At 34.9% G+C, this 25,841-nt stretch carries 23 protein-coding genes, 9 tRNA genes and 1 riboswitch; of the genes, 26 read left to right on the top strand and 6 right to left on the bottom strand.

What is annotated here, in order from left to right:
- Positions 1 to 10: 10 nt before the first annotated feature.
- The 9 genes from BCI01S_RS11710 to BCI01S_RS11670 all read left to right on the top strand — a co-directional run bounded on the left by BCI01S_RS11710 (position 11) and on the right by BCI01S_RS11670 (position 786).
- Positions 11 to 84 (top strand) — tRNA-Met (locus tag BCI01S_RS11710).
- Positions 85 to 87: 3 nt separating this feature from the next.
- A tRNA-Asp gene (locus tag BCI01S_RS11705) sits at positions 88 to 164 on the top strand.
- 8 nt (positions 165 to 172) lie between these two features.
- Positions 173 to 248, top strand: a tRNA-Phe gene (locus BCI01S_RS11700).
- Between the two features lie 36 nt (positions 249 to 284).
- A tRNA-His gene (locus BCI01S_RS11695) sits at positions 285 to 360 on the top strand.
- 14 nt (positions 361 to 374) lie between these two features.
- Positions 375 to 448, top strand: a tRNA-Gly gene (locus tag BCI01S_RS11690).
- 5 nt (positions 449 to 453) lie between these two features.
- Positions 454 to 530: transfer RNA gene (locus BCI01S_RS11685), tRNA-Ile, on the top strand.
- 9 nt (positions 531 to 539) lie between these two features.
- A tRNA-Asn gene (locus BCI01S_RS11680) sits at positions 540 to 614 on the top strand.
- Between the two features lie 7 nt (positions 615 to 621).
- Positions 622 to 712: transfer RNA gene (locus tag BCI01S_RS11675), tRNA-Ser, on the top strand.
- A gap of 2 nt (positions 713 to 714) precedes the next feature.
- Positions 715 to 786 (top strand) — tRNA-Glu (locus tag BCI01S_RS11670).
- A gap of 171 nt (positions 787 to 957) precedes the next feature.
- Here the strand turns inward: BCI01S_RS11670 and BCI01S_RS25625 are convergent.
- A complete protein-coding gene (locus tag BCI01S_RS25625; protein ID WP_162837594.1) occupies positions 958 to 1,098 on the bottom strand; it encodes a hypothetical protein in 141 nt (46 codons plus the stop codon).
- 304 nt (positions 1,099 to 1,402) lie between these two features.
- Here BCI01S_RS25625 and glgB point away from each other — a divergent pair, with 304 nt between their 5' ends.
- The 5 genes from glgB to BCI01S_RS11645 are packed head-to-tail and all read left to right on the top strand — an operon-like array spanning position 1,403 to position 9,331.
- On the top strand, positions 1,403 to 3,343 hold the full coding sequence (gene glgB, locus BCI01S_RS11665; RefSeq protein WP_047944552.1) for a 1,4-alpha-glucan branching protein GlgB: 1,941 nt from the start codon (positions 1,403 to 1,405) through the stop codon (positions 3,341 to 3,343).
- Positions 3,291 to 4,436, top strand: coding sequence for a glucose-1-phosphate adenylyltransferase (locus BCI01S_RS11660; protein WP_047944551.1), 1,146 nt, complete (start codon positions 3,291 to 3,293; stop codon positions 4,434 to 4,436). Before glgB ends, BCI01S_RS11660 begins: the two co-directional genes overlap by 53 nt.
- A 23-nt stretch (positions 4,437 to 4,459) precedes the next feature.
- Positions 4,460 to 5,488 carry a GlgC family sugar phosphate nucleotidyltransferase gene (locus BCI01S_RS11655; protein ID WP_047944550.1) on the top strand — a complete coding sequence of 343 codons (1,029 nt, stop codon included), beginning with the start codon at positions 4,460 to 4,462 and terminating at the stop codon, positions 5,486 to 5,488.
- Positions 5,485 to 6,939: a glycogen synthase GlgA gene (glgA, locus tag BCI01S_RS11650; protein WP_047944549.1), complete on the top strand. Its 1,455-nt coding sequence runs from the start codon at positions 5,485 to 5,487 to the stop codon at positions 6,937 to 6,939. The genes BCI01S_RS11655 and glgA overlap by 4 nt, the downstream gene beginning before the upstream one ends.
- Positions 6,929 to 9,331 carry a glycogen/starch/alpha-glucan phosphorylase gene (locus tag BCI01S_RS11645; protein WP_061798787.1) on the top strand — a complete coding sequence of 801 codons (2,403 nt, stop codon included), beginning with the start codon at positions 6,929 to 6,931 and terminating at the stop codon, positions 9,329 to 9,331. The genes glgA and BCI01S_RS11645 overlap by 11 nt, the downstream gene beginning before the upstream one ends.
- Before the next feature lie 340 nt (positions 9,332 to 9,671).
- On the opposite strand, the gene BCI01S_RS11640 is transcribed toward BCI01S_RS11645, so the two are convergent.
- Entirely contained in the window at positions 9,672 to 10,436 is a 765-nt protein-coding gene (locus tag BCI01S_RS11640; RefSeq protein ID WP_309325578.1) for a TraR/DksA C4-type zinc finger protein, read from the bottom strand.
- Between the two features lie 267 nt (positions 10,437 to 10,703).
- Here BCI01S_RS11640 and BCI01S_RS11635 point away from each other — a divergent pair, with 267 nt between their 5' ends.
- From BCI01S_RS11635 to BCI01S_RS11610, 6 genes are all read left to right on the top strand, one after another.
- Entirely contained in the window at positions 10,704 to 12,077 is a 1,374-nt protein-coding gene (locus tag BCI01S_RS11635; protein ID WP_061798785.1) for an isochorismate synthase, read from the top strand.
- A 1-nt stretch (position 12,078) separates the two neighbouring features.
- Positions 12,079 to 13,824 carry a 2-succinyl-5-enolpyruvyl-6-hydroxy-3-cyclohexene-1-carboxylic-acid synthase gene (gene menD, locus BCI01S_RS11630; protein ID WP_047944545.1) on the top strand — a complete coding sequence of 582 codons (1,746 nt, stop codon included), beginning with the start codon at positions 12,079 to 12,081 and terminating at the stop codon, positions 13,822 to 13,824.
- A gap of 13 nt (positions 13,825 to 13,837) precedes the next feature.
- Positions 13,838 to 14,644 (top strand): 2-succinyl-6-hydroxy-2,4-cyclohexadiene-1-carboxylate synthase, encoded by an 807-nt coding sequence (gene menH, locus BCI01S_RS11625; RefSeq protein ID WP_047944544.1) that lies wholly within the window; start codon positions 13,838 to 13,840, stop codon positions 14,642 to 14,644.
- A 37-nt stretch (positions 14,645 to 14,681) separates the two neighbouring features.
- Positions 14,682 to 15,500: a 1,4-dihydroxy-2-naphthoyl-CoA synthase gene (gene menB / locus BCI01S_RS11620; RefSeq protein ID WP_047944543.1), complete on the top strand. Its 819-nt coding sequence runs from the start codon at positions 14,682 to 14,684 to the stop codon at positions 15,498 to 15,500.
- 163 nt (positions 15,501 to 15,663) lie between these two features.
- A complete protein-coding gene (locus tag BCI01S_RS11615; protein WP_235844486.1) occupies positions 15,664 to 17,148 on the top strand; it encodes an o-succinylbenzoate--CoA ligase in 1,485 nt (494 codons plus the stop codon).
- Positions 17,149 to 17,199: 51 nt separating this feature from the next.
- Positions 17,200 to 18,402, top strand: a complete 1,203-nt coding sequence (locus tag BCI01S_RS11610; RefSeq protein ID WP_047944542.1) for an NAD(P)/FAD-dependent oxidoreductase — start codon at positions 17,200 to 17,202, stop codon at positions 18,400 to 18,402.
- Between the two features lie 55 nt (positions 18,403 to 18,457).
- On the opposite strand, the gene BCI01S_RS24745 is transcribed toward BCI01S_RS11610, so the two are convergent.
- On the bottom strand, positions 18,458 to 18,622 hold the full coding sequence (locus BCI01S_RS24745) for a DUF1540 domain-containing protein (RefSeq protein ID WP_082138439.1): 165 nt from the start codon (positions 18,620 to 18,622) through the stop codon (positions 18,458 to 18,460).
- Between the two features lie 292 nt (positions 18,623 to 18,914).
- Between BCI01S_RS24745 and BCI01S_RS11605 the strand changes: the two genes are divergently transcribed.
- A complete protein-coding gene (locus BCI01S_RS11605) occupies positions 18,915 to 19,472 on the top strand; it encodes a beta-class carbonic anhydrase (RefSeq protein WP_047944541.1) in 558 nt (185 codons plus the stop codon).
- On the opposite strand, the gene yidD is transcribed toward BCI01S_RS11605, so the two are convergent.
- Positions 19,469 to 19,726: a membrane protein insertion efficiency factor YidD gene (gene yidD / locus BCI01S_RS11600; protein WP_047944540.1), complete on the bottom strand. Its 258-nt coding sequence runs from the start codon at positions 19,724 to 19,726 to the stop codon at positions 19,469 to 19,471. The two genes, BCI01S_RS11605 and yidD, sit on opposite strands and share 4 nt — an antisense overlap.
- Positions 19,727 to 19,900: 174 nt before the next feature.
- On the opposite strand from yidD, the gene BCI01S_RS11595 reads away from it, so the two are divergent.
- Positions 19,901 to 20,374 carry an S-ribosylhomocysteine lyase gene (locus tag BCI01S_RS11595; RefSeq protein WP_047944539.1) on the top strand — a complete coding sequence of 158 codons (474 nt, stop codon included), beginning with the start codon at positions 19,901 to 19,903 and terminating at the stop codon, positions 20,372 to 20,374.
- Positions 20,375 to 20,513: 139 nt separating this feature from the next.
- Here BCI01S_RS11595 and cls read toward each other — a convergent pair whose 3' ends face one another.
- A complete protein-coding gene (cls, locus tag BCI01S_RS11590; RefSeq protein ID WP_047944538.1) occupies positions 20,514 to 21,968 on the bottom strand; it encodes a cardiolipin synthase in 1,455 nt (484 codons plus the stop codon).
- 332 nt (positions 21,969 to 22,300) lie between these two features.
- Between cls and BCI01S_RS11585 the strand changes: the two genes are divergently transcribed.
- Positions 22,301 to 23,071 carry a sulfite exporter TauE/SafE family protein gene (locus tag BCI01S_RS11585; protein ID WP_047944537.1) on the top strand — a complete coding sequence of 257 codons (771 nt, stop codon included), beginning with the start codon at positions 22,301 to 22,303 and terminating at the stop codon, positions 23,069 to 23,071.
- A gap of 65 nt (positions 23,072 to 23,136) precedes the next feature.
- On the opposite strand, the gene BCI01S_RS11580 is transcribed toward BCI01S_RS11585, so the two are convergent.
- Entirely contained in the window at positions 23,137 to 23,394 is a 258-nt protein-coding gene (locus tag BCI01S_RS11580) for a DUF6154 family protein (RefSeq protein ID WP_047944536.1), read from the bottom strand.
- Between the two features lie 348 nt (positions 23,395 to 23,742).
- On the opposite strand from BCI01S_RS11580, the gene ytkD reads away from it, so the two are divergent.
- The 3 genes from ytkD to BCI01S_RS11565 all read left to right on the top strand — a co-directional run bounded on the left by ytkD (position 23,743) and on the right by BCI01S_RS11565 (position 25,402).
- Positions 23,743 to 24,225: an RNA deprotection pyrophosphohydrolase gene (gene ytkD / locus BCI01S_RS11575; protein ID WP_047944535.1), complete on the top strand. Its 483-nt coding sequence runs from the start codon at positions 23,743 to 23,745 to the stop codon at positions 24,223 to 24,225.
- A 31-nt stretch (positions 24,226 to 24,256) separates the two neighbouring features.
- Positions 24,257 to 25,048, top strand: coding sequence for an alpha/beta hydrolase family protein (locus tag BCI01S_RS11570; protein WP_047944534.1), 792 nt, complete (start codon positions 24,257 to 24,259; stop codon positions 25,046 to 25,048).
- A gap of 111 nt (positions 25,049 to 25,159) precedes the next feature.
- A complete protein-coding gene (locus tag BCI01S_RS11565) occupies positions 25,160 to 25,402 on the top strand; it encodes a DUF2584 domain-containing protein (protein WP_047944553.1) in 243 nt (80 codons plus the stop codon).
- Between the two features lie 68 nt (positions 25,403 to 25,470).
- Positions 25,471 to 25,631, top strand: a riboswitch (SAM riboswitch).
- Positions 25,632 to 25,841 lie beyond the last annotated feature (210 nt).

The following is a 25,841-nucleotide window of genomic DNA, read 5'->3' as shown; positions in this document are numbered from 1 at the left end:
TTAATATTATCGCGGGGTGGAGCAGTCTGGTAGCTCGTCGGGCTCATAACCCGAAGGTCGCAGGTTCAAATCCTGTCCCCGCAATCTGGTCCGGTAGTTCAGTTGGTTAGAATGCCTGCCTGTCACGCAGGAGGTCGCGGGTTCGAGTCCCGTCCGGACCGCCATATAAAATGGCTCAGTAGCTCAGTCGGTAGAGCAAAGGACTGAAAATCCTTGTGTCGGCGGTTCGATTCCGTCCTGAGCCACCATTTTAGTGCAATCTAAAATGAATAATAAGTATAATGGCGGCTATGGCGAAGTGGTTAACGCATCGGATTGTGGCTCCGACACTCGTGGGTTCGATTCCCACTAGTCGCCCCATACAAATAAAATATGCGGGTGTAGTTTAATGGTAAAACCTCAGCCTTCCAAGCTGATGTCGTGGGTTCGATTCCCATCACCCGCTCCATATATGGGCCTATAGCTCAGCTGGTTAGAGCGCACGCCTGATAAGCGTGAGGTCGATGGTTCGAGTCCATTTAGGCCCACCATAAAAATATTCCGCAGTAGCTCAGTGGTAGAGCATTCGGCTGTTAACCGAACGGTCGTAGGTTCGAGTCCTACCTGCGGAGCCATTTTTTTGGGGAAGTACTCAAGAGGCTGAAGAGGCGCCCCTGCTAAGGGTGTAGGTCGCGTAAGCGGCGCGAGGGTTCAAATCCCTCCTTCTCCGCCATTGGCCCGTTGGTCAAGTGGTTAAGACACCGCCCTTTCACGGCGGTAACACGGGTTCGAATCCCGTACGGGTCATAAAAACTGATAGCATTTGCTATCAGTTTTTTTATTTCTTATAAGATTCTTTCCGATAAATTCTCTATAGTCTCTAGGAGAACCTATGAGTTTGTATCGATTAAAATTTTCCCTGTCTCAGATTTTCTTCCATTTATCCTCACTTGTAAATAATCTATTCCCCGGGTTTTTTTAATCAAAATCAGAAAGAAATCCAGTATCAGGACCTCTAAACAGATCAATTGCTAGAACTTTTTTGTCTGTTGTTTCAAAAAAAGGATTCATTTCTTCCCCTATTTGTTCTTTTAAATATTCTTCTTCCCTTTTACTCATTATCATTTTCCTTCCTTATGTTAGAAATTCACTTTAGTATTCCTCTTCATAAAAAAAACTATGTTAAAAGTTCACAATCTAAATGAGTCAATTAAACATAAAAAGATTTATAGTATCATAAAATTTTAAAAACAAAAAAGGATTTACCTTCTATTGATAGAATATTAAAATTAATCAAATTTAATTAATCACCAATTTTTTAGCAATGTATGCCATAAATTGTTTTGGAAGCAAAAAAAAAGGGAATTGAAAAGTACAAAGTGTAAAATTTACTCACTTAATATTATTTGTAATAGAAAGTAGGATGACAGTGGAGACAGTATATCCAACAGAATTTCAACTACATTTATTTCATGAAGGAAACTTATTTGAGAGCTATAGATTATTTGGATCCCATATTCATCATAAAAATGGAGAGAATTATACCAGTTTTTGTGTTTGGGCTCCCAATGCTCTAAGTATTCAAGTGGTTGGGGATTTTAATAATTGGAATGGTGAAGGTTATTCCCTTGAAAAAATTAATAATGAAGGTGTGTGGCTTCTAAATGTAGAGAGGGATTTAACGGGTGCTATGTATAAATATAAAATAACTGCACCTGATGGAAGAGTTTTTCTTAAAGCTGATCCTTATGCTTTTCTCTCCGAGGTAAGACCTAATACAGCTTCCATTGTTTATTCCTTGGAAGGTTACAAGTGGAATGATACAAAATGGAAACAAAAAAAGACAAAAAAGAACTATTTAAATGAACCTCTTGCTATATATGAAGTCCATTTAGGATCATGGAAAATCCATGAGGATGGAGAACTGTATACCTATAGGGAACTTGCTGATGAATTAATTCCATATGTTGTGGAACAAGGATTTACCCACTTGGAAGTGCTGCCCTTAGTAGAACATCCACTCGATATCTCCTGGGGATATCAAGGTACAGGATACTATTCTGCAACAAGCAGATTTGGAGAGCCAAAGGATTTGATGTATTTCATCGATCAATGTCATCAACATGGGCTCGGCGTGATATTAGATTGGGTACCTGGACATTTTTGTAAAGATGAGCATGGACTTTATCAATTTGATGGAACTAGTCAATATGATTATAAGAATCCGGCGGATAGAGAAAATTATGTTTGGGGAACGGCCAATTTTGATTTAGGAAAAAATGAAGTCCAAAGCTTTTTAATTTCAAATGCAATTTTTTGGATGGAATATTTCCATGTAGATGGATTTAGAGTTGATGCTGTTTCTAATATTATTTATTGGCCAAATTCAAATGAAAATAGCGTGAACCAATTTGGAATCGATTTCCTCCAAAAACTGAATCAAACAGTTTGTCAATACGATCCAACAGTTCTAATGTTTGCAGAGGATTCTACTGATTGGCCTCAAGTAACTGCACCAGTTCATTATGGTGGCATTGGATTTCACTACAAATGGAATATGGGCTGGATGAATGATATTTTAACCTATATGGAAACTGATTCAGTTAATCGAAAGCAAGTACATGATAAAGTCTCCTTTTCCCTACATTATGCCTTTTCCGAAAATTTTGTTTTACCATTTTCACATGATGAAGTTGTTCATGGAAAGAAATCGTTAGTAGATAAGATGCCAGGAGATTATTGGCAAAAATTTGCTCAATTCCGGCTCCTCTTAGGATATATGATTACACATCCAGGAAAAAAATTATTATTTATGGGAAATGAATTCGCCCATTTTGCTGAATGGAAGGATAAAGAACAGTTAGATTGGATGCTGCTAGATTATGAGATGCATCAAAAAGCAAATGAGTATATGAAGGAATTACTAAAAATCTATAAAAGGTCCAAACCTTTATATCAGTTGGATCATGTCAATGATGGCTTTGATTGGATTGATGTAAATAATAGAGAGCAGTCTATCTTCTCTTTTATACGTAGGGCAGAAAAGGAAGAAGATTATTTAGTCGTCATTTGTAATTTCACTTATCATACATATGAAAATTACAGAATCGGCGTTCCTTTAAATAACTCTTTCCGAGAAATATTAAATAGTGACACTGATAGATTTGGTGGAGCTAATTATATAAATAAAAAGGTAATAAAAGCAGAAAAAGTAGAATTTCATGGAAAACCTTATTCTGTTCAACTAACGATACCAGCTTTCAGTATAATCATTTTACGTCCAGTTCAACACCGGAAGGGGAGAAAAGGAAATGGGAAAGAAACGGTGCGTCGCAATGCTATTAGCAGGAGGAAAGGGGAGTAGACTTTATTCCTTAACAAAAAGTCTAGCAAAGCCAGCAATCCCTTTTGGAGGAAAATATCGAATTATCGATTTCACTTTAAGTAATTGTTCCAATTCGGGAATTGAAACTGTTGGCGTCTTAACGCAATACCAGCCGCTCGTTTTAAACTCATACATTGGAATAGGGAGTGCATGGGATTTAGACCGTGTTAATGGAGGAGTAACCGTATTACCTCCTTATAGTGAGTCATCAGAAGTGAAATGGTATACAGGAACAGCAAGTGCTATTTATCAAAATCAGAACTACTTGTCTCAATATGATCCCGAATATGTTCTCATTTTATCAGGAGACCATATTTACAAAATGAATTATGAAGAAATGCTTGAATATCACATAGATAAGCAAGCAGATGCTTCTATCTCCGTGATTCAAGTACCATGGGAGGAAGCGAGCAGGTTTGGTATTATGAATACAAATAAAGAGATGAACATTGTAGAATTCGAAGAGAAGCCTAAACATCCAAAAAATAATCTAGCTTCGATGGGAATCTATATTTTTAAATGGCATGTTCTGAAAGAATTACTAGTAGAAGATAATTTAAATAAAAATTCCTCCCATGATTTTGGCAAGGATATTATTCCTTTACTCATCGAAAAACAGAAAAAAGTGGTTGCCTATCCATTTAAAGGGTATTGGAAAGATGTCGGAACTGTTCAAAGCCTATGGGAAGCAAACATGGATTTATTGGATGATAATTGTGAATTAAATATTTCTGATTATAATTGGAGAATTTATACGGTAAATCCCAATCATCCACCACAATATATTTCTAGTGAGGCGCATGTGAAAGAGTCGATGGTGAATGAAGGGTGTATTATTAGTGGGAATTTAGAGAAAACCATTGTTTTTCAAGGTGTTACTGTAGGAGAAGGGACAATTATTAGAAGTTCTGTCATCATGCCTGATGCGAAGATTGGTAATAATGTTTATATTGAAAAGGCTATTGTCCCTTCTGAAATAACCATACCAGATGGAATGGTCATTAAACCAAAAAAAGACTCCAATGAAGTAGTCCTTGTAACAGAAGAAATGGTTAATGAAGTGATTTCCTAACAAACTAGATAGGAGGGGTTAAGATGATAAGAACTATGCTGGGCATTATTGATGCAACAACACATAAGGAAGATTTAGAAGAATTAACTGCACATCGCACACTTGCTGCACTTCCGATAGGCGGACGGTACCGCTTAATTGATTTTGTCCTTTCCAATATGGTGAACTCTGGAATAGGTAGTGTTGCTATTTTTCCAAAGTATCAGTATCGCTCGTTAATGGATCATTTAGGTTCGGGGAAAAACTGGGATTTAGATAGAAAGAGAGATGGATTGTTCTTTTTCCCAGCATCTTTAACCGCAACAAATACAGATGGAATAGGTTCTTTTAATCATTTTGCGGCAAATATGGATTATTTTCAGAGAAGCAAGCAAGAATATGCGCTAGTTGCAAATTGCTTTACTGTGTTTAATATGAATTTTAATCCTGTATTAGAGCGGCATCTCTCTTCTGGTTGTGATATAACGGAGATCACGAATAATGGAAGTTCGTTAGAAATATATCTAATTAAGAAGTCAAAGCTGATTGATTTAATAGAATCTAGAGCTGTTACAGGTTATACATGTATGAATGATGTTGTCTTAGATATGAATAATCAGCTAAAAATATGTGAATATGAATATAACGGCTATGCCGAAAAAATAGATTCAATATCCAGTTACTATCATGTAAGTAAAGATATATTAAAAGCTAAAGTCTGGAATCAGCTTTTTATCAAAGAAAGACCAATATTTACAAAAGTTAAAGATGAACCACCTACACGATATACAACTACAGGTGAAGTGAAAAACTCCATGATAGCAAATGGGTGTTTTATTGAAGGCGAGATTATAAATAGTATTGTTTCTAGAGCGGTTAAGGTTGGAAGAGGTTCAAGTTTAAAGAATTGCATTATTATGCAAAAATGTACGATTGGAGAAAATTGCCACTTGGACTCAGTTATTTTAGATAAAGATGTGGTTGTAGAAAGTGGTACTGTGATGACTGGTACTGCAAGTTCTCCCTTTGTAGTCAGAAAAGGAACAGTGCAAGGAGCGTTGATGAATTCGTGAAAGTATTATTTGCAGTTTCAGAATGTGTACCATTTATAAAATCAGGGGGACTGGCAGATGTAGCTGGTTCTCTTCCTAAAGAATTAAAGAAGCAAGGTACGGATGTAGCGGTAATTATGCCAAAGTATCAAGATATTCCAGCACATTTACTTGCCAATGTTAAGAAAAGATGCTATTTCTTTGTTCAAGTAGGTTGGCGAAATCAATACTGTGGAATTGAAGAATTAGAAGTAGATGGAATTACTTTTTATTTCATTGATAATGAATGGTATTTTAAGAGAAGTGGTTTATATGGTTATGGAGATGATGGAGAACGGTTTGCCTTCTTTAATCGAGCCGTACTAGAGAGTTTACCTTATTTAACAGACTATCCTGATATTATTCATTGCCATGATTGGCATACGGCTATGATTCCTTTCCTGTTGGATGTAGACTATAAATGGAAAAAAGAGTATAGCAATATTAAGACTGTATTTACCATACATAATCTTCAGTTTCAAGGAATATTGCCAAGAGAAGTTCTTGGTGATTTATTTAATCTAAATGATTATTACTTTACAACAAATAATCTTGAATTCTATGGAAATGTTAATTTGATGAAAGGGGGACTTATCGCTGCTGATAAGATAACGACAGTAAGTCCTACCTATAAAAACGAAATACAAACAGAATATTATGGTGAGAAGCTGAATAATGTATTAAAGCAGAGAGAGAAAGATTTATATGGAATTATAAATGGGATTGATGAAGAAACATATAATCCAGAAACAGATCCGGTAATTGCAGCAAATTATACGGTTACTTCTCTAGATAAAAAGCAAGAAAATAAACGATTTATTCAAAAAAAATTCGGATTGAAGGAAGACGTTGAAATCCCAATAATTTGTATGATAACTAGGTTAACTAGTCAAAAGGGATTAGAATTAGTTAGACATATATTTCATGAAATAATGGAAGAAGATGTACAGTTTCTCGTATTAGGAACAGGAGATCCTGAATTCGAGAACTTTTTCCGTGAGATGGAATATACGTATTCTGACAAATGCAAAGCTTATATTGGGTTTGATGAAAATTTAGCTCATCAGATGTACGCAGGTGCAGACTTATTTTTAATGCCATCAAAATTTGAGCCTTGTGGATTAGGGCAGCTAATTGCTTTACGATACGGGAATATCCCCATTGTGAGAGAGACAGGAGGGCTAAATGACACTGTTTTCTCTTATAACGAATGGACAGAGGAAGGAAATGGATTTAGTTTCACTAATTTCAATGCCCATGACATGCTTTACACGATTAGAAGAGGCATTCATTTTTATAAAGAGGAAAAAGAAGTATGGCATAAGCTAATGAAGAATGCCATGTCGATGGATAATAGTTGGGCTCAATCTGCATTTAAATATAATCAGTTATATGCAGAGCTTATCTCGAGGAGTGAATCCCATGTTTTCTAATAAAGAAAGTTTTAAAAGGTATTTCTTACAAAGGCTTGAAATGACTTATGGAAAGACCTTTGAAGATACAACAAGTAGTGATCATTTTCAAACGTTAGGGCATATGATTAGAGAATATGTAAGCTCAAACTGGATTCAGACAAATGAACAAAGTCGTAACAACAACGGAAAACAGGTATATTACCTTTCTATTGAGTTTTTATTAGGGAGATTACTTCATAATAATTTAATTAACTTAGGGATTGATCAAGTTGTTATCGAAGGTTTGAAAGATCTTGGAATCGATTTTTTTGAAGTGGAAGATATGGAGCACGATGCCGGACTAGGCAATGGTGGATTAGGAAGGTTAGCAGCTTGCTTTTTGGATTCTTTAGCTACATTAGACTTACCAGGGCATGGTTGTGGGATACGTTATAAACATGGTTTATTCGAACAACGAATTGTTGATGGTTACCAACTTGAATTGCCAGAACAATGGTTAAAGCAAGGCCAGGTTTGGGAAGTTCGAAAGGAAGACTTAGCGGTAGATATTTATTTCTGGGGAAATATTGATATGTATGAGAAGAATGGAAAGTTACAGTTTCGGCATTTAAATGCCGAAACTGTAACAGCAGTTCCCCATGATGTACCAGTCATTGGCTACCATACGACGACTGTTAATACATTAAGATTATGGAATGCTGAACCGTCGTCCTTAATTGCAAAAGATGTGAAGGATATAATGCGTTATAAAAGAGAAACAGAATCGATATCTGGTTTTTTATATCCAGATGATTCCAATGATGAGGGAAAGATATTACGGTTAAAACAACAATACTTTTTAGTTTCTGCAAGCTTGCAATCCATTATTCGAAATTATAAGCAGCAATATAAAAACATTAGTGAAATGCATCACTATATAAGCATACATGTAAATGATACACATCCCGTATTGGCAATCCCAGAGCTAATGAGAATATTAATGGATGAAGAAGGATTAGGCTGGGATGAAGCATGGGAGATTACTACAAATACTATTTCTTACACCAATCATACCACGTTATCTGAAGCATTAGAACAATGGCCAATCTATATATTCCAGCCCCTATTACCCCGAATTTATATGATAATTGATGAGATAAATGAACGTTTCTGCATGAAGTTATGGAAAAAGTATCCTGGTGATTTTTTGAAAATTGAAAAAATGGCTATAATTGCCCATGGCATGATTAAGATGGCCCATTTAGCATTAGTGGGTAGCTATAGTGTAAATGGAGTAGCGGAAATTCATACAGAAATTTTGAAGAAACGAGAAATGGCTGATTTTTATGCCTTCTATCCAGAAAAGTTTAATAATAAAACGAATGGAATTACTCATAGAAGGTGGCTAATAAAGGCAAATCCTAAGCTTACAAACTTAATTTCTAATATAATTGGTGATAAATGGGTCAATCAGCCAGAATCATTAAGGGAATTATTAAATTATCAAGAAGATGCTAGTTTACAAGAAAATCTCGCAGCAATTAAGCAAAGTAATAAGGAAAGACTTGCAAAGATAATCAAGGAGAAAAATGGAATTCTTGTAGATCCTTCCTCTATTTTTGATGTTCAAGTAAAGAGACTGCATGCTTATAAAAGACAATTATTAAATATTTTGCACATCATGTCTCTTTATAATAAATTAAGAGAAGATCCATCCATTGATATGGAGCCTAGAACGTTTATTTTCGGAGCAAAGGCATCACCGGGATATTATTATGCAAAAAAGATTATTAAATTAATTAATACAGTTGCTCATAAGGTTAACAATGATAAAAGGATACAAAATAAATTAAAGGTTGTTTTTATAGAAAATTATCGAGTTTCCTTAGCGGAACATATTTTTCCAGCTGCTGATGTAAGTGAGCAAATCTCCACCGCAAGTAAAGAAGCGTCGGGCACTGGTAATATGAAATTTATGATGAATGGTGCATTGACACTTGGAACAATGGATGGAGCAAACATTGAAATGCATGAATTAGTGGGAGATGATAATATTTTCATCTTTGGGATGAATGCAGATCAAGTATTAGAGCTTTATCAAAATGGTGGCTACAGCTCTCGAGAGTATTTTTACCATGATGATAGAATTCATGAAGTAGTGAATCAATTAAAAAATGGTTTTTATGATCATCCAGTGGGTGAATTCGATCCTATTTTTGATTCGTTACTAATTGAGAATGATCAGTTCTTTGTATTAAAAGATTTTAATTCTTATGCAAGCATTCATGAAAAGGTGAACCAAGCATTTAAGAATAAACAAGACTGGCTGCGAAAAAGCATTGTAAATATTGCGATGTCGGGCCATTTTTCAAGCGATCGAACAATAAAGGAATATGCAGAGGAAATTTGGCGTATAAAACCTTATATTTAATTGTTTAGAAGCAGGCTGGGATATAAAGAAATTCAGCCAAAAACCGAGCAATTTTACGGAGATGCTAATAAGCTTCGTATAATTGTTTGGTTTTTTTATTCATTAAAAAAAGAAGGTTTGTAGTTTAATTCATGCCTGATACACCTTGATTTCCATGGGGCGAGCGGTGAGTTCTCCTGTTAGACGACACCGTTCTCACGCCACTCCCATAGAAACTCTTCGAGCATGCAGGCTGCTTTATTTTTCCGACTCCTTTATTATCCAATAAATTTCCCAACGAAAATTAAACCAAAAATATTCAACTTCACTGATTGGACCTTTAGTTTTATTTAAAAGTCTCTTAATCCTCCTCTTCTTCAGTATCCTCTTCTATATATCCATCTGATTTATGGAATGGAACATCACCAAAGGGAGCTTCTATTCCTTCCTCATCTAATGCTTGTTCATATTTTTCTTGATCTTTAGATGGATATACAGCTCTTTCTGTTCCATCGATATTTGTAGCTGTAAAGTTTTCATAATCTTCCGGGAAGGTATCATCGTCGTTCTCTCTATCGTAGAGACTGTCATAATCTTCGAAATCACCTCGTAAATCTGATGGCGTTTCAGAAGTTCCATAGCGAGCTACCTCTTGAAAACTATCATCGTAGTCTCTAACATCGCCAGTATCATAATGACGAAATTCATTACCATGAGCTAATTCTAGAATATCTTCCTCTACAGGTCGATCATTTGCAATAGTTTGTTCATCACTATATTCTTTTAGCGTAAGAGCTGTCGGAATTGCTTCTAATCTTTCGTAAGGAATTTCTTTACCTGAAACCTTACAAATTCCATAAGATCCGTCTTCTATTGCCTTTAAGGCGTTATTGATTTTTTCTAATTCAGATTGGTCATGTTGTTCTAAGGCAGAATCTTTTTCTCTTTCAAATAATTCTGTTCCCAGATCTGCTGGATGGTTATCATAACTAGATAATTCTCCAACTGATTCCAAGGCATTTTCTTCACTGGCGTATCCGTTTGTTCTATCTAATAAAGTTGCTTTTCTTTCTTCTAATTCTTTTTTTAAATGACTTATTTGCTCTGTTGATAACAAGGTAAACACATCCTTATCTGTTCCTACTATTAGTATATATAGACAACCTGTTCATAAATTTCCCTGTATTATGTTTATCAAACCTACTTTTCCATTTGTTATCCTTTTCTTAAGAAAAATAAATAGTTGAAAAGTGCATTAAGAATTCACTATGATTGACATAATATTAAAGACAGGTGTATCGTAAAATATGCTAAAATAGTAAGTGGCGTATATCTTTGAACCAATATAATCAAGCGTATATTCTTGATTAGTTTTAGGGGGATTTACAAAGGGATGAATGATAGCAAAGGAATAATGGTACAAACAATAATAAAGGAAAGTGATTCTCCTACTATCTTAGTTAGTGAAGTGAAGAAACTAGAAAAGAAAATAGATATTCTGGAGTTTTTTTCAAATTACAGTTCTTATAAAGGAAAACGTTTTTTCTGGAAGGACCCTTCTGAAAAAAACATGCTTGTAGGAATCGGCATTTGTGAAGGGATAGAGTATTCATTAGGGGAGAACTCTTATTCATTTGTAGAAAAAAAATGGAGACAGCTGTTAGACAATGCAATAGTATTTAATGAATATAATGAAATAGGGATCGGACCAGTCCTTTTAGGTGGTTTCTCCTTTGATCCATTAAAAGAGAAAACACAAGTCTGGGATGGCTTCTCGGAAGCACATTTTTACGTACCTCAATTTATGTTAAGTGAAATAAATGGAAGTCAATTTATTACTACTAATATAATGATTCAATCAGATAAAAAGGATGATGCAAAAGAAGAGTTAAAAAAGCATTCTATTAGGTATCAAAGAGTAGAAGCATTTTCTACAACTTTGCCTTTGATTGAAAAGATTACTGAAATCGATCAAGAAACATGGAAGGATAAAGTTAATAAAGTAATAAATGAGTTAAATGGAGATTTAAAAAAAGTAGTGTTAGCACGTGCTACTCAAGTGCATTTTTCTAATGATGTTGAGACAGAGTTTGTTCTTAAAAATTTAATACAACAACAAAGCAATGGTTATATTTTTGCTTTAGAAGCAAAAAACAAATGTTTCATCGGAGCTTCTCCAGAAAGATTGGTAAAAAAAGAAGGACCAACTGTTTTTTCTACCTGTCTGGCCGGGTCAATTGCGAGGGGAAAAAACAAAGAAGAAGACGATACCTTTGCACAAGCCTTACTTTCGGATTCGAAAAATAGAGAAGAACATAATTATGTTGTTAAAATGATTAAGAATGCTATGGAGGAAGTCTGTAGTACGGTAGAAATGCCATCCAATCCAAAAATCTTGAAGATGAGAGATATTCAACATCTTTATACTCCAGTTAGCGGGAAGGTAAAAGAAACAGAATCCTTAATTTCCTTTATTCGCTTATTGCATCCAACTCCAGCTCTTGGTGGATTCCCTCGAGAGGAAGCCTTAAAGGTTATTAGAGAGGTGGAAGGATTAGATAGAGGGATGTATGGTGCTCCTATCGGTTGGCTTGATTACCAGGGGAATGGAGAATTTGCAGTAAGCATCCGTTCTGGTTTAATAGATGGGAATGCCGCAACCATTATTGCTGGATGCGGTATTGTAGCTGACTCTGATCCAGAATCTGAGTATGTAGAAACTGCAATTAAATTTAAGCCAATGCTAACTGCGTTAGGAGGAAAATAAAATGAGTCATCAGCAACAGTTAACTGCCTATTTGGATGCGCTAATATCCGAGTTGGTAAAAAACGGGGTAGAACATGCTGTTATCAGTCCAGGATCAAGATCAACCCCCATCAGTTTATTGCTTGCAGAGGAAGAGGACATAAAACTGCATGTTCATATTGATGAAAGATCAGCTGCCTTTTTTGCTTTAGGAATAGCGAAAGCGTCCAAAAAACCAACTGTATTAGTATGTACTTCTGGTACTGCCGCTGCAAATTATTTTCCGGCAATTGTAGAGGCGAAGATTTCTCGCATACCTTTAATCGTACTGACGGCAGATCGGCCCCATGAACTTCGTGATGTGGGAGCACCGCAGGCAATTGATCAATTAGATCTCTATGGAAAGCATGTTAAATGGTTTATGGAAATGTCGACACCTGATAATAGTCCAGGTATGATAAGATATGCTAAAACAGTGGGTGCTAGAGCGGTAGCAATGGCAAAACAGCATCCTAGCGGTCCAGTGCATGTGAATATTCCATTGAGAGAACCATTAATTCCTGATTTAAATAATTTAGAACGCTACCGTTCAGAAGACCAGGAAACAAGAACTATCCAGATTAAAACCGGGGAGTTTACGATTCATGATTCCTATTTTCATGATTTAGCAGCAAGCCTGGAAGCGGAAGAGGAAAGAAAAGGGATTATCATCTGTGGAGAGATCGATAAAGAGGACTTTTCTTTAAAAATACTTCAATTGGCTGAAAAAACTGGTTTTCCGATTATAGCTGATCCACTTTCCCAACTACGAAGTAAGAGTGCGGACAAGGACGTTGTCATCGACACCTATGATACTTTTTTGCGAAATGAAAGGATTAAATCACTATTAAAACCGGATATCGTTATTCGTTTTGGAAGCATGCCGATTTCTAAACCATTAACTATATTCTTACGAGAAAATGAAAAGGCAAAACAGATTGTAATAGATGGGGGAAGCGGCTACCGTGATCCCAATCAACTGACAACAGAAATGGTTTATTGTGAAGAAGGATATTTTTGTGAACAGCTTTCATCTTTTGTTTCTCCTTGCTCAATAAATCACTATTTGAATAAATGGATAGAAATTAATGAAAAAACCAAAAAGGAATTAACAAAAATAGCAGAAATTAAAGAAATGAGTGAGGCAAAGCTTTTTCATTGCTTGGGTGAAATGATTCCCAATAAGGCCGTTTTATTTGTAGGAAATAGTATGCCCATTCGCGATTTGGATACTTTTTTTCATAAACAAAAAAAACAAGTAACCATTATTGCAAATAGAGGAGCAAATGGAATTGATGGGACGATATCTACTGCGCTCGGAGTGGGGGTTATTAAGCAGCCGCTCTTTTTAATTGTAGGGGATTTAACCTTTTTCCATGATTTAAATGGATTAATCCTTTCTGAGCTATATCAGCTTCCAATCACTGTCATATTAATAAATAATAATGGAGGCGGAATCTTTTCATTTCTTCCTCAAGTAGAATTGCCGAGACATTTTGAATTATTATTTGGAACGCCTTTAAATATTGACTTTAAGCATGCAGTGGAAATGTATAAAGGACAATATCAGCTTGTTAACAGTTGGAATCATTTAGAGATATTATTCCAAGATAGTGATTTCGCGGAGGGCTTAAGAGTGTGGGAAATACGTACTAATCGGGAAAATAATCTTTTAGAACATCGGCAAATGACGAATCGGATTCTAAAGATGTTAGATCAATTAGATTAAAAAGGTGAAGCCTATGTTTATCAAACTACAGGATATAAGCTATCATGTAACGGTTGAAGGAGAAGGAGAACCTCTTTTATTATTACATGGATTTACTGGGGATAGTGGAACTTGGATGCCATTTATTCCTTTATGGAAGAAGAACTATAAGGTTATTACGGTCGATATTATTGGTCATGGAAAGACGGATTCGCCGGAAGAAATAGAAAAGTATACTATGCAAGAAAGTGTCACTCATTTAAGAGCGCTTATTGATCATCTTCAATTGGCTTCTGTTTATTTATTAGGTTATTCGATGGGTGGTAGGTTAGCGTTAGCATACGGTATGAATTATCCTGAAACAGTTAAAAAACTTATTCTAGAAAGTTCCTCTCCCGGCTTAAAAACGGATTTAGAGAGAAAGCAAAGACGAATACAAGATGAGAAACTGGGAGACTCTATCCTTGAACAAGGAATAATAAACTTCGTGAAAAAATGGGAAGAAATTCCATTATTTGAAAGTCAAAAGATGCTGAGTGAAGCTGCAAAGGAAGCAATTAGGAAGCAGCGGCTAGCTAATAACCCAGTTGGATTAGCAAATAGTTTAAGAGGAATGGGGACAGGTGCACAAAATTCGTATTGGTCCTCTCTTTCTCGCTTATCAATAGATACATTGTTAATTACAGGAGAACTTGATCAGAAGTTTTGTCAAATCGCTGAAGAAATGGTTGACTGTAATAAAAAAATAAAGCATTTAACTATAAATGATGCTGGTCATGCAATTCATGTGGAGAAACCAGAAATTTTTGGTACAATAGTATTGGAGTTTTTAAGGAGCTGACATTGATGTTCAGCCCTATTAATAAGGAGGAAAAAGAATGACAGTGGAATGGGTAGCTGGCAGACAATATGAAGAAATCATTTATGAAACATATAATGGTATTGCCAAGATTACAATTAATAGACCTCATGTACATAATGCATTCACGCCAAGAACCGTTAGTGAATTAATTGATGCGTTTGCAATGGCAAGAGATGATAGTGATGTAGGAGTTATCATTTTAACTGGTGCAGGCGATAAAGCATTCTGTTCTGGTGGAGATCAAAAAGTTAGGGGTCATGGTGGATATGTAGGAGAAGATCAAATTCCCCGCCTAAATGTCCTTGATTTACAACGTCTAATCAGAGTTATTCCTAAGCCTGTCATTGCGATGGTAAAAGGATATGCAATTGGTGGAGGACATGTGCTGCATATTGTCTGTGATTTAACGATTGCTGCAGATAATGCTATTTTTGGACAAACTGGTCCAAAGGTAGGTAGCTTTGATGCTGGTTATGGTTCTGGTTATTTGGCAAGAATCGTTGGCCATAAAAAAGCTAGGGAAATTTGGTTCTTATGCCGTCAATATAATGCCCAAGAAGCTCTAGATATGGGATTAGTAAATACGGTAGTTCCGTTAGAAAAAGTAGAAGAAGAGACGATTAAATGGTGTGAAGAGATTTTAGAGAAAAGTCCAACTGCCCTTCGTTTCTTAAAAGCTGCCTTTAATGCAGATACAGATGGTTTAGCTGGTATACAGCAATTTGCCGGTGATGCAACTTTGCTTTACTATACAACCGATGAAGCAAAAGAAGGAAGAGATTCCTTTAAGGAAAAACGCAAACCTGATTTTGGACAATTCCCGCGTTTTCCTTAATGGAAAAGGATGAATGAAAAGCTAGCTATCCAAGAGATGGAATCGCAATTCATTCGTATTAATTAATAGATACTGGGGTGACACTCGTTTTTAGCAATGGTGTTTTAATGGACATGCTAATAATAGTGTCACCTTTGTTTGTATAGAAAAGAGGGTTAATAAATTGACAGAAATACTTCCGAATTTTATTAAAAATAGAGCACAGTTAACACCAGATAGAGAGGCAATTGTATTTAAAGAAGAAAGACTAACATTTAAAGAATTATATGAAAAGGCTTATTACCGTGCAGGGATTTGGTCAGCCATTGGAGTAAATGACACAGATTATGTGGGGTTTCTTGTTAAAAGTGATTTAGAAACTGTACTTCACTTATTTGCTATGCAAATTATTGGAGCAAAGGCAGTTCTTCTTAATAATCGCTTAACAGCGAAGGAAATGGCTTATCAATTAAACGATGCGAATGTTTCCTATTTAATCTCAGAAGAAGCGTTTAAAGAGAAGGCAGCTTTGCTTGAAAAAGAGAAAGAAATGACTGTATTTTATAAAGAAAATATAACAGAAAGTACCTACATTGAGCCAAAAGAAAAGGATCAAGTGTCTTTAGAGGAAACTTGTACGATAATGTATACGTCAGGAACAACCGGACTTCCGAAAGGAGTCATTCAATCTTACGGTAATCACTGGTGGAGTGCCGTGGGAAATACGTTGAATGCAGGCCTATATGAAAAGGATACCTGGTTATGTACCGTTCCATTATTTCATATCAGTGGATATTCGATTTTAATGAGAAGTATCATTTATGGGATGAAAGTCGTTTTGCATGATTCCTTTGATGAAAAGAGGGTATTAGAGGATTTATGGAAAGAAAAAGTAACGATTATATCGGTTGTCACCACGATGCTAGAGCGAATCGAAAAGGCTGCTCATGATAAGTTTCCACCTTATTTTCGGTATATGCTTTTAGGTGGGGGGCCAGCCTCCATAGAACTGCTGACTAGATGTATGAATAAAGGGATTTCTGTTTATTATTCATATGGAATGACGGAAACTGCCTCACAAATTGTTACCCTTTCGCCAGAGGATAGTATTAGAAAAATTGGTTCAGCCGGAAAGCCACTTTTTCCTGCTCAATTACAAATTGTTAATCAAGCAGGAGATCGTTTAGGATCAAATGAGGTAGGCGAAATTAAAGTGTGTGGGCCGAATGTATCAAAAGGCTATTTAAATAAAGAGAATCATTTACAAGATAGCTGGTTTTTTACCGGTGACATAGGGTATATAGATTCTGAAGGATTTCTCTATGTGTTAGATAGACGGTCAGACTTAATTATTTCGGGTGGAGAAAATGTTTATCCAGCAGAAGTCGAAGCTGTACTGACTGAAATGGACGGGATAAAAGAAGCGGCAGTGATAGGGATTCCTGATGAAGAATGGGGACAAGTACCGATTGCATTTATTGTTACAGATGAAAGTATGCAAGAGAATACAATTATCGAAAAATGTACAAACGTTTTAGCAAAATATAAAATCCCCAAAAGAGTATTTTTTATATCAGAAGTTCCACGAAATGCCTCAGGAAAAATAGTCAGAAGAGAATTAAGAAAATGGATAGAGGAACAATCGAACTTATCTTTGTATTTTAACTAGTTCATGTTATTGTGGCTACTAGTAAAAAAATTCAATGAAAGAAGTGTACGCATGAGCTTATATCATGGATCATTATATTGGCCAACAACGGTTCAGGAAAGACCCGTTTATCCAAAGTTGAATAATCATGTTACTTGTGATGTGCTTGTAATTGGTGCTGGAATGTCAGGCGCCTTATTAACTTATATGCTTGCAAAGGAATCGCTTCAGGTGATTCTAGTGGATAAAGGTAGTGTTGGCAATGGAAGCTCTGCTGCCAACACAGGGCTATTGCAGTATTCTAATGATAAAATGCTGCATTCCTTTGCAGAAAGTATTGGGGAAGAAGATGCTGTTCGATTTTACGAATTATGCCTTAATGGGATGAAGGAATTGAAAAGTATCGCAAGTTCCTTACACGAAGATGTCCAATTTGTAAATAGACAAAGCTTATATTACGCAAGTACAGATTCAGACGTATTTTCTCTAAGAAAAGAATATGAGATGCTAAAAAAGTATAAATTCCCAGTAGAATTTTTAGAAAAGGATATGATTTATAAAGCATATGGATTTAATAAACATGCGGCAATAAGAACAAGTGGGGACGCAGAAGTGAACCCAGAAAGGTTTATTATTTCCTTAATAAAAGAGGCTGCACAAAAGAGCAATGTTCAAGTTTTTGAAAACACGGAAGTTTCAAAGCCTCAGAATAAAGATGGCTGCTGGTTGTTTAACAATGGCGATTCCAGTATAAAGGCAAAGCATGTCGTGTATGCAACTGGGTATGATTTAGATAATTTTGCAATAGACATACCTACAAAAATAAATAGAACGTTTGCAATCGTTACAAACCCAGTATCTTCTTTTCCACATTGGGAGGATCGGTGTTTAATTTGGGAAACCAAACGTCCGTATTTCTATATGCGAACAACCCTTGATGGAAGGATAATAGCGGGTGGTTTAGATGAAGAAATAATGGAAGCGCCTAGAGACGATCAGATTTTACAATTATATGCGGATAGATTATTAGTTCGTATTAAAGAACATTTTCCCCATTTGCAACTAAAAGCTGACTATGTATATGGAGCAACATTTGGAGAATCAAAGGACGGAATTCCCTTTATTGGCGAACATCCACAGCAAAAGAATTTATATTATTGTTTAGGATTTGGAGGAAATGGTACAGTTTATAGTGCTTTCGGTTCGACCATATTGAAGGATTTAATAATAAAGGGGAAGCACCCTGATGCTGATTTGGTACGATTAGATCGATAAAAAAAAGGAATCCCTAGTAGTTTTGATTGGGATTCCTCTTTGCATTTCCATAAGTTTAGCTTAAGCTATTTTCAGGTTCAAATGTCTTACAGTCTGTTTCATAACTTGTATCCGCATGTTTTCCCACATTACTTACAACATAAATTTGGTCGGCTCCACAACGGTTTCCTTTTTCCCAAAAAGTACAATTCCTTACTTCACAAAGTACGTCTTTTGCCATAGGATACCACTCCTTTTCTTAAGTTGTTAATCCAAAGCCTTTTTAGGAGATGTCTTCTATTTGCACATAGGATGCAATTGAGACTGTTAACAGTCATTGCACTTTAGTATTATTAGAAGGTTGGAGGAATTACATACATAGGACAAATGAAAAGAAGTACCAATGTTGGAAAGTATCATCTATTTCAAATTTGTATATTAGGCAAATTTTCATTACTATTAATAAGGAGACTCTTTCTTTAGAACAGAAATTATTTGTATTTTATGAATTGATTTTTTTAAGGAGTGCAAAAATGAGCCTATTACAAGATATGTTAGTCTATAATGAAGAATTTGTAAGGGAACAAAAATATGAAAAATTTATTACAGGTAAATTTCCCAATAAAAAAATGGTGATTCTAACTTGCATGGATACAAGATTGTTAGAACTTTTGCCACAAGCATTAAATCTTTCTAACGGAGATGTGAAAATTATAAAAAATGCAGGAGCAGTAGTTGTTCACCCATTTGGAAGTATTATGCGAAGTATTTTGGTTGCAGTATATGAGCTGCAAGCTGATGAAGTGATGGTAATAGGTCATCATGACTGTGGGATGAGTGCATTGCATTCAGATAGCATGGTGGAAAAAATGAAAGAAAGAGGCATATCAGACGAAACGTTTGCAACTTTACAACATTCTGGAATTAATCTAGAAAAATGGTTGACAGGTTTTGATTCTGTATCAGATAGTGTTACCCATAGTGTAGAAATGATTAAAAGGCATCCGCTATTGCCAAGTGGCGTTCCAGTTCATGGGTTAGTGATAGATCCAAAGACTGGAAAATTAGACTTGGTAATAGACGGTTATTAATTTTTCTCTTTTGGCGAATGAGGATGATTTCTACAGTGCCAATCTTCTGGTACTGGATCCAGACCACCTGGATGAAAGGGATGACATTTAAGAATTCGTTTAATGGTTAAGTACCCTCCTTTAAAAGCGCCAAATCTTTGAATCGCTTCTAAGCCATAACTAGAGCAGGTTGGATAAAAACGGCAAGTTGGCGGTTTTATTGGAGAAATTACTTTGCGATAAAATTGGATAATAAATAAAAAGACGTATTTCATTATGCTGTTTCCTCTCCTTCTTTGCATGTAGTATAACATGGGTGAAGAGAGGAGTAAAAGTAATCACTGTTTAACACAAAATTCCCACTGGAAAAATATTATATATATTAAGTTGATGAAATTACTCGGCTTTTTAGATATAATAAAGATAGAAGAAGAAAGGGAGATGACTTTATGCCTTCAGTTGAAAGTTTTGAATTAGATCATACTGCCGTAAAAGCCCCATATGTAAGACATTGTGGTGTACACAAAGTTGGTAGTGATGGAGTAGTTAATAAATATGATATTCGTTTCTGTCAGCCAAATAAGCAGGCAATGAAGCCAGATGTTATTCATACGTTAGAGCATCTACTTGCCTTTAATTTACGCGCACATGTAGAAAAGTACAATCATTTTGATATTATTGATATTTCTCCAATGGGGTGTCAGACTGGCTATTATTTAGTTGTAAGTGGGGAACCAACCGTTGAGGAAATTATCGATTTATTAGAGGCAACGATGAAAACGGCAATTGAAATTACTGAAATTCCAGCAGCTAATGAAACACAATGCGGTCAAGCAAAACTACATGATTTAGAAGGTGCAAAAAAGCTGATGAATTTCTGGTTAAGCAAAGATAAAGAAGAATTAAAACAGGTTTTTGCTTAAAAAAAGAAATAAACATTCCAACCAAATAGAAACCCAAACAAATTGTACGGAAATGCTAATGAAAAATTCCGTATATTGTTTGGGTTTTTATTCATAAAATTGATTTATCTTTAAAACATAATAACCAAAATATTAAGCTCTACAAAAGGGGACTAAGAAGCCTTGAAAATGATTCTTTGAAACGGATCCATAAGGATCTTTTTGAATATTGGTCGGCTGTTAAATGTGTGGATAAGTCCATGTCCTTTAAGAAATCGTCTGTCAGCTCATTAGCAATCTGTTCACTATAAATAAAGGCGTTTACTTCAAAGTTGAGTCTAAAGCTTCTCATATCAATATTAGCAGTTCCAACTGAAGCGATTTTTCGATCGACTAAAATTGTTTTTGCATGGATGAATCCATTTTCATATATATAAATCTTTGCTCCTGCTTTTAACATTTCTCCAATATAAGAATAAGTGGCCCAGTAAACAAACATATGATCCGGTTTATTAGGAATCATAATTTTAACGTCTATTCCTGAAAGAGCTGCAATTCTTAAGGTATCCAGCAAACTGGCATCAGGGATAAAATAAGGTGTTTGGATATAAACACTTTCTTTAGCAGACGTGATCATTTTTATATAACCATTTTTTATTTGTTCCCACTCTGAATCAGGTCCGCTTGAAACGATTTGCATTCCGATATTACCAATAATTTCTTCAATCTTACCAGGAAAATATTCAGGCGAATATTGAATTTCATGGAGATGAGAAGCTTGATTCCAATCAAGAATAAATCTTGTTTGAATGGCATAGACAGCTGTACCAACAATACGTAAGTGAGTATCTCTCCAATATCCAAATTTCGGGTGAAGTCCTAAGTATTCATCACCAACATTAAAGCCGCCGATATAGCCGATTTTCCCGTCAATAATTCCTAATTTTCTGTGATTGCGATAATTTAATCGCAAATTGATGAGGTGAAATTTACTAGGAAAAAAAACTTCAACAAAGCCGCCAGCTGCCCGCAGCTCTTTAAAAACCCTTTTACGTAACGTTCTTGAGCCGAGCTCATCATATAATAAGCGTACTTCTACTCCTTCTTTTGCCTTTTCAACAAGTAAGCTAATAAGATCGGAGCCGATCCCATCATTCTTCAAAATATAGTATTGTAAATGAATAGATTTTTTAGCATTTCTGATATCTTCAAATAATTGATCGAATTTTTTATGACCATCTGTAAATATCTGAACAGCATTATTCTCCGTAAGTACTGCATCATTATTAAATAAATTCATATAAATAAGATCTTGGTTTTTTCTAATGACTTCATTTGTTGTCCGCAATTGATTAGAACTTATTTGCAACAGTTGAGAAGCTAAAATTGGCTCTATGCCAAGTTTTTTTCGGCCATCCCATTGAAATAGTTTTCTATTTCGTAGATTTTGCCCGAAAAGTAAATATAAGATAAACCCAAGAATGGGGATAAAGGTCAGCACCATTAGCCATGCCCATGTTGCAATAGGATCTTTTCTTTCGAAGAAGATAACAAGAAAAGCAAAAATGATATTAAGTATAATAATTACACTTAAAACAATTGAATAGATGTGCATCGAATTTTGTCCTTTCTCACAAAAAAAGCAATAATATGTGCGATAAAAATAAGATAGAGTGTGTATATGACTGCTCTAAAATAAATATCCTGTATAATTATAGGGTAAAAGGGTAAAACTTTGTACTATTTTGTATTTATTTTAAAAAAGAAGAATTTCCCTTTTTTCTTTAATGTGATAAAGTAAAGATAAAACGAGAAGTACTTACTTAATAAATAATAACAAAGTTGTTTATGCAAGATATATGGTTTTTAACCTCAAGACTGCTAGCTTAAATCTCACCATAGATTAAGTTTTATGTTGGAAAAAACGAGTTAAAGTAAGGAGCTTTTATGGAAGAATTACATCTTGGTATGCTACTCTTTTTAATTGCCGCTGGATTTATCGCAGCATTTATCGATTCCGTAGTTGGCGGCGGCGGACTAATCTCATTACCGGCTCTATTGTTCACTGGATTGCCGCCGCAGATTGCGTTAGGAACAAATAAACTTGCTTCCACTATGGGCTCATTAACAAGCTCGATCTCTTTTATAAGGCATGGAAAAACAGATAAAAATTTACTATCAAAACTCTTACCTCTTTCCATTATTGGTTCTGCAATTGGAGTTTATGTAGTACAAAAAATCCCATCAGAATCGCTCAAGCCGCTGATTCTTGTTGTTTTAATTGTAGTGACCATTTATACCCTTACGAAAAAAGAATGGGGAATTCATTCTACATACAACGGAATGACGAAAAAGAAACTCTTATTTGCTCTATTTATTGTACCATTAATAGGATTCTATGATGGTTTTTTAGGAGGAGGAACGGGTTCGTTCTTTTTATTTTCCTTTCTTCTGATGGGATTTGATTTTGTGGAATCTGCGGGAAATGCTAAAGTTCTTAACTTTGGAAGTAACCTTACAGCACTTATTGTTTTTTTATATTATGATTCTGTGTATTATTTATATGGGCTTGTGATGGGCATTGCCATGATTTTAGGAGCATACATTGGTTCTAGAGTAGCTATTGCGAAAGGGTCTAACTATGTAAAAATATTATTTGTCTTGGTCTCCGCTATTTTAATTGGAAAAAATATATTTGATTATATAACAAATCCATAATATAAAAGGCTGTTTGCTATCCTAAACATTTTGTTTGGGATGTCAAACAGCCTTTTTATAGAAAATTAATGGAGATTTCGATGGGTAAAGATTGGGTTATTCGGTTTTCGATAATCTTCACTTGCAAATTTACCCTTTAAACTTTCAATTAAATAAAGACCCATTAAATCATATAATTCTTGTTCATTTAATTCTTGGATTATATGTAATAAATCTTCTCTACTCATTTCCTCTAAAAAAGCAAAGGCAAGCATATCGATATCCTCTTCATCACCAGTTAATTTATTTTTATATAAGTTATATAGTTCATCTACAATTTTCATCATTGTTTCCTCCTATTTCAGCCAGTTTTAAATGTAACCGTTTTATTTAACCGTATTATATATGATTACATCCTATTATTACTAGCTATTATGTGAACATTATGTTAAAGAATAATACAAATATTCATGTGCCATTCTAATTACCATACATGAAAATTCACTCTGAAAATAAATATCATTAAGAACTGTCTCTTCTATAAAAAATATACCCTATTTTAGTGGAAAAAACTCCTGTTTCAATGGTAGTATTTGCTATGATAATAATAGACAGTAAATCAGCTTAATGGCATGCTGTTTGCTTTAGTATGCAAGCTACTTATATTAATAATACATAATAATGGAGTAGGTATGGAAATATTTTATGATCAAAACAACAATTTAGTGAAACTTTCATTTGTAAAAAATGAATGGAACGAAGAAGCAAGACATGTATTAGTTATCTGTCAGTATAAAGATCAATGGTTATTAACAAAACATAAGGAACGTGGATTGGAGTTTCCAGGTGGAAAGAGAGAAACGGGCGAAACTACTATTCAAACAGCTCAGAGAGAAGTGATGGAGGAAACAGGCGGCATTATAAAAAGTCTGCAATGGATTGCAGCTTATCAGGTTTTTGGGGAGGTTCCTTTTTTGAAGGATGTATTTTTTGCAAGAATCAGTCAGTTAAGCTCCAAAGAGGATTATCTTGAGACAGATGGTCCTGTTTTGATTACTGGCAATATAATAAAAAAGCGATGGAAAGATTCCTTTAGTTTTATTATGCAGGATGAGGTCATCCAATTTTGTATATCTTATATTGAAAATGAATTATTAAGCAAAAAGAAGGGGTAATATAGGAGAAAAAAGGAAAGGAGCAGATAGTATGCAAAATGGCGATATAATAGAGAAAATTCGATTTCCATCTCCTAACCCTTCCATTGATTTATTTTTAGTTACTTATTATGTCGATGGTTTACGAGTAAAAGGAATGCTCGCTTCACCAAATGATGGGAAAACTTATGACGGCTTTCTTTATCTAAGAGGGGGTATAAAAAATGTTGGCAAAGTCCGTCCGGGAAGAATTATTCAATTTGCATCCGAAGGCTTTGTAGTCTTTGCTCCCTTTTATAGAGGGAATCAGGGTGGCGATGGAAATGAAGATTTTGCAGGAGAAGATAAAAATGATGCTATAGCAGCATTTACACTCCTTAAGAATTTATCGAATGTTCAGGATGTCCATGTATTTGGTTTTTCAAGAGGAGGAGTTATGGCTCTATTTGTAGGTATTTACTGCCCTGTAAAATCAATTGTTACATGGGGCGGCGTAAGCGATATGTTCTTAACATACGAAGAACGTAAAGATTTGCGCAGGATGATGAAACGAGTTATCGGGGGAACTCCTTCTAAATATCCAGACAGATATGAAGAAAGAACTCCGCTTTATCAATTAGAACAAATAAATGCTCCTACTCTTATTATTCATGGGAAGCTGGATAAAAATGTTTCGATTGATCATAGTCTCAAATTAGAAGAAAGATTAAAACAACTCGGAAAAGAAGTAGACTCTTGGTATTTTCCAGAGTTTACTCATTACTTTCCTCCAGCTACAAATCGAAAAGTGGTCACATCCTTAACCAGTTGGATGAAAAAACAAACGGAAAGGATGGTAAAATAAAAAATAAGCTTTATTATCTTAGTTGATGTTCCGATTTTATGGTCATGCAAGGAGCCTTGATTGCCGGTAACATATTACGAAAGAGAAAAAAATAGAGAAGGGGAATGTAAAATGGGCATGCCTTTAGAATTAAATACAATGATTGTTACAAAGGGAAAAGAAATAAGATTAGAAGAAAATTTATTTTTGTTAGAAAAAGAAGATTATCGTTTATATCCAATGAATATCCCGTTAGAGGTAAGAAGAACAAAAACTGCTGAGATATCGGGGATTGCTACGATTGAAAAATTAGAATGGGAAAAGAATAAAACATCGATTACTTATAAATTGATTTCATTAAATTCCACAAATTAATGAATAAAGTGAAAAATGATTGACATGTATTGATGGATTAAGCTATCATTTTACCTTGAACGGATACTCTCTTATCCTGAGCTGGTGGAGGGACTGGCCCGATGAAACCCAGCAACCTACTATGTGAAGAAAATTACTGAATCATTCATGTTTACATGTAATGGGACAGACATTCTCTTAGGAAAGGTGCTAACCTGAAGCAAGGAAATTCTTCCTTGAACGATAAGAGTGAAAGGTGCGAATTGATTTTACTAGGAGCCTTTTCACTAATGAAAAGGTTTTTTGTGTAAAATGAATTATTTATCTTTTATAAAAATGTATATTTTTAGATGTGTGTTTTTATTAGAAACAAAAATCTTCGTTATATATATTATATTTTTAAACATTTTTTCAGTTTTACATATAATAATGCACGGAATTGACTTCGGATAAAAACGCC

This window comes from Niallia circulans NBRC 13626, assembly GCF_001591585.1.
GTDB lineage: Bacteria > Bacillota > Bacilli > Bacillales > Cytobacillaceae > Niallia > Niallia circulans.
The sequence above is the reverse complement of the archived record's forward strand: the minus strand, read 5'-3'. Positions and strand labels throughout refer to the sequence as shown.